The following is a 4,952-nucleotide window of genomic DNA, read 5'->3' on the forward strand; positions in this document are numbered from 1 at the left end:
TGATGCGAATTTACAAGGATTCATAGAAAAAAGTCAATAAAAAACAATCTTTATATTGCACCTGTAATTTTTACACATATTTTAGATTATAATAGGGTGAATTTTATTAGGAGGCGCTATGTTTTTTAGGTATTTATTGGTATTTTTATTAAGCAGTTTTTGTCTGAGTGTTAATGCAAAAGATGATAATTATAGTTTAAACGGTTTGATTTATAAAGCATTTAATTACCACCCTTCAATTAAATCAAGCACCTCTTTGTTGTCTTCTGCAGAAAAAAGTCTTGAGTCAGCAAAATGGCAGTATTTCCCAACACCAAACATTTCAATAAGCCAAGTAAAAGCCTCAACTGCAGACCTAAGCTATCTTGGAGATGATAAAGTTATTAGGCTGGGGCTTAATCAAATACTTTGGGCAGGAGGCAGAATTGATGCAGGTATGGAAAAAGCTCAGGCACAACTGAGTATTCGTAAGTCTATCTCACGTGTTGTAAAAAGGAACTTGGCTTTTAATGTGATTCGTTTTTATAGTGCTTGGTATGGTAGTCATTTAAAGCGTGAAGCATTTTCTGAAAGTAAACAAGAGTATGAGTCTTTACAAAAAAGAATTGAGCGTCGTATTGAGCAAGGACTTTCCTCTGGGAGTGATTTGTTATTAGTTAGTAGTCGTCTACTGCAAGTAAGCGCTAATTTAAATTCTGCTATTACAAAACATCAAGAGGCATTACTGCAGTTGGAAGAGTTGGTTGGTGAGTCTTTAAATACAGATCTTTTAATTGAAAATATTTCAACTAATTATGTGATTGATGGTGTGAAAAAAGTATTACTTAATCAAGCGCTTGAAATTGATCCAAAGTTAAAAGAATTATCAGGAAAAGTTAAAGAGAGTCGTTCAACTTATAAGCAAGCAAAATCTAGTTTGTCTCCACAGCTTAATTTAAGAGTTGAGAGGCAATGGGGCAATCATAATATTGTTAATGCCGATACCGAGAACCGTATTTTTCTTGAACTCTCTAGCAGTTTTGGTGCAGGTTTAAGTGCATTCTCTAAAATTGAGAGAGCAAGATTAGAAGAGCGCTCTATTTTGCTTGATTTAGAGACCCAGAACAAAAAAACAATCACAGAATTTGAAAATGATTGGCTCTCTTATCAGTCACTATCTAAACAAAATAAACTACTAGAGTCTGCTTTATTGGCATCACAAAAAATACAACAGTCTTGGTATCGACAATTTTTAGCAGGTAGAAAACAATGGCAAGATGTGATGAATTCTATTCGTGAAGTAGCGCAGTTAAAATCTCAGATTGCAGATATGACTGCAGGGTCTTTATCGGTTAGTTGGCGCTTGGCGATACGCATTAAAGGTGCTGATGCAATTTAGTATATAGTAAAAAATCATGACAACAAATACAAATAAAAGTAACGACATTAAACAAATACTGTTAAGCACTCTGCAGCGTCTATCGCAAATGCAACGATCGCGTTTTGACCGTGTTGAATTGCAACAAGTTATTGAAGATGAAGTTAAAGAAGGTCTTGCTAATTTTTCAATATTACAAAATATTTGTCAGGCATTATTAGTACACAAACCTAAAAAACTTAAATCTGTTGACGACCCTTCGCTTTTGCCGTTATTGATATTTGATAATATTGGAAAAAAATGGGGTATTTTAAAAACCCTTAATAGTAAAGAGCAGTGGATTTCTGAGTGGTTTTCAATTGAGCAGAACACTTGGTTGGAAGTTGTTATTGAAGATTTTAATGATTATGAGATTTTTTCTTTAAAGCTTAAGAAAAAATTTGATGCAAATAGCAGTCGAATTTTTCAAATGGTTAAATCTGAGTTGATTAGGCATAAAAAATGGTTGATCGATGCTTCGGTTTCTGGTGTGCTCATCAATACGGTTGCTGTTACTAGTGCATTTTATTCAATGCAAATTTATGACCGTGTGGTGCCAACAGGTGCGCAACAAACTTTGCTCGTATTAACCATTGGCATACTTTTTATTGTTGGACTAGAGTTTGTTGCTAAATTAGTGCGTGCAGGGTTGTATGAAAAACTCATTGAAAGTGTTGATAGGCGTTTATCTAGAGATGTTTATAAGCGATTTTTATCGCTGAGAATGGATCAATTACCAAAAAGTGTAGGAAGTTTGGCGTCTCAAATGCGAGGTTATGAATCAGTGCGAAATTTTCTATCAGCAATTACAACTTACTTGATTGTTGATGTGCCTTTTGTATTGTTTTACATAGCTTTAATCTTATTGATTGGCGGTTATTTAGCGTTAGTACCCGTGGTATTTTTTGTGATTGCAACTTTTGTTGGCTTGTATTTTCATAAAAAAATAGAAGCACTTGCTGATAACATTAATGAATCGGTGAATCTTAAAGTTGGATTATTGGTTGAATCAGTAGAAGGCGCAGAGACCATTAAATCAGGTCAAGGAGGTTGGCGCATGCTGTCTAATTGGATGAATGTGACTGACGAAGGGCGTGGTTATGATTTAGAGATGAAACGCATGACAGATCAATCTCAGTATATGGTTGCTCTTTTTCAACAGTCATCTTTTATTTTAATGGTGGCATCAGGTGCACTGTTAATTGGTGGTGGTAGTTTAACAATGGGTGGTTTAATTGCTTGTTCAATTTTATCAGGTAGAATTTTAGCGCCTGTTGCACAAATCCCTTCTCATTTAGTGCAATGGGCTAACACCAAATCAGCGATTCGCTCTTTAGATGCTATTTGGGATTTAAAGTGTGATCATGACGATATAGAGCAGCCGATTGTCTTGGAGAATTTGCGTGGAGAATTCTATATTGAGCCTAAGACACAATTTAATTATGGTGGAAAAGTGGCACTCGTGTTGCCAGAATTAACTATTAAACCAGGCGAGAAAATTGCAGTTCTGGGTCCAATTGGCTCTGGAAAAACAACCCTATTGCGCTTGTTGAGCGGCATGTATAAACCAAATATCGGTAGAATTTTACTAGATGATATTGATTTGGCGCATATTTCTAAACCCATGTTAGCTGAAAAAATTGGATTCTTGCAACAAGAGGGGCGTTTGTTTAAAGGCACACTCAGAGAGAACTTGATTTTAGGTTTGGTTGATCCAGGAGATGGCAAGATTTTAGAAGTTGCCAAAATGACAGGGTTGTTAGATAGTGTGATTGCAAGCCATGAAAAGGGTTTAGAACAAGAGATATTTGAAGGAGGAATGGGGCTTTCTGGCGGTCAAAAACAACTGGTTAATTTAACAAGAGTGGTTTTACGATCTCCTAAATTTTGGCTACTTGATGAGCCAACTGCCTCAGTTGATAAAAATTTAGAAAGATTATTGATTAATTTATTTAAACAAATACTAACCCCAGAAGATACTTTGGTGTTAGTCACACATAAAATGGAAATGTTAGAATTGATAGACCGATTAATTGTTGTTAACAAAAGTCAAGTGATTATGGATGGTCCAAGAGATGAGATTATCGCTCAGCTTTCTGGAGGGGCAAAGCAAAAATGAAAATAAAATTAGAATCCGTTTTGTCAAAAATTGAACATTCATTTTCTGTTAGTTATGTTTTATTGGGTGGTTTTGTTGGTTTTTTGTTATGGGCGAGTTTGTTTGATATTGATGAGACTGTGCGTTCTCAAGGTAGTATTGTGGCAAATGGGAATACCCAGATTATTCAAGTTGCTGATGGCGGTGTTTTGTCTAAGTTGCTGGTATCAGAGGGTGATCAAGTTAAGCAAGGAGAACTCCTTGCAACACTTGAGAAAGATAGAGCTCAAGCTGGTTATCATGAGATTAGATCTCAAGTTGCCTATTCAAAATCAGCATTAGCAAGAGCAAGTGCCGAAGTATTGGAAGAGCCAATCGTATTTGACGAACTAACACAAAGTTATCCTGATTTTATTAATGCACAGAAAGCGCTTTATGTGCAGAAAAAACGCTCTTTAAATCAAGAAGTTGGCGTGTTAGAAGAAAGCCTTGATCTTGCCAACAAGGAGTGGGAGATGACACAAACATTGGCCAAAACGGGTGATGTAAGTGAGTTAGAGGTTTTAAGATCAAAGCAAAAGCGTTTAGAGTTTAAGCGTATGATTATGGAAGTCAAAAATCAATATTATGAAAAAGCTTCTCGTGAGATTGAAAGATTAGAAGGGGATCTTGCCAAAAACCTGCATAAACTTAGAGAACAAGAAAGTATTTTGGAATATACTAATATTCATTCACCTGTTTCTGGCGTGGTTAAGGAATTAAAAGTGACAACTATTGGTGGCGTCCTTAGGTCTGGTGATCAATTAATGGAGGTTTCGCCTTCTCAAGGCGGTGTTATTTTAGAGGCAAGAATTAATCCTATTGATATTGGTCGAGTCAATCTTGGACTACCTGTTGTCATCAAATTGGATGCATTTGATTATACAGTTTTTGGTGGTTTAAAAGGCATCGTGACTTATATTAGTTCTGACACTTTACTAGATAAAGACCCATCAGGTAGACAAGTTACTTTTTATCAAGTGAATGTAGAGATACAAGGTCCAGAGCATAAGAACAATGCAAAATCTAAAGAAATTAAGGTTAAATTAGGAATGTCTGGTACCATTGATATTAAAGTCGGTACGCGCTCCTTGTTTAAATATTTAACCAAGCCAATTACACGAGGTTTTGGCGGTGCACTTAACGAGCAGTAAGTGTTTTTTCTAGGTTTAAGTTAATCAAGTCTGGATTTAAGTTTTCACTGATTTTTTTACTTGTTACGCAGGTTAATGCGTACAAGCCATTATGGCAATCTAAGGAGTATATCAAAAAATCTTTCTTTGAAATTGCTTATAATAATGAGTACTCTAAAGAAAAAACGCAAACTAAGGCGCTGGGAAAAACCCCGATTAAATACAGAGTAGATTATTTTAATTTACCGCCAAAGATTGAAATGGTTGAGACTTTAATTGATGAGCA

General features: G+C 35.5%; 3 protein-coding genes. All 3 read left to right on the forward strand.

What is annotated here, in order from left to right:
- The first annotated feature begins 118 nt into the window (after positions 1-118).
- Genes BAZSYMA_RS01895 through BAZSYMA_RS01905 form a run of 3 tightly spaced genes read left to right on the forward strand, consistent with a single transcriptional unit; the run spans position 119 to position 4,687 of the window.
- Positions 119-1,378, forward strand: coding sequence for a TolC family protein (locus BAZSYMA_RS01895; RefSeq protein ID WP_090715031.1), 1,260 nt, complete (start codon positions 119-121; stop codon positions 1,376-1,378).
- A gap of 16 nt (positions 1,379-1,394) precedes the next feature.
- On the forward strand, positions 1,395-3,515 hold the full coding sequence (locus BAZSYMA_RS01900) for an ATP-binding cassette domain-containing protein (protein ID WP_237731661.1): 2,121 nt from the start codon (positions 1,395-1,397) through the stop codon (positions 3,513-3,515).
- On the forward strand, positions 3,512-4,687 hold the full coding sequence (locus BAZSYMA_RS01905; RefSeq protein WP_090715034.1) for a beta-barrel domain-containing protein: 1,176 nt from the start codon (positions 3,512-3,514) through the stop codon (positions 4,685-4,687). The genes BAZSYMA_RS01900 and BAZSYMA_RS01905 overlap by 4 nt, the downstream gene beginning before the upstream one ends.
- Positions 4,688-4,952 lie beyond the last annotated feature (265 nt).

The organism is Bathymodiolus azoricus thioautotrophic gill symbiont, from assembly GCF_001298715.1.
Classification (GTDB): domain Bacteria; phylum Pseudomonadota; class Gammaproteobacteria; order PS1; family Pseudothioglobaceae; genus Thiodubiliella.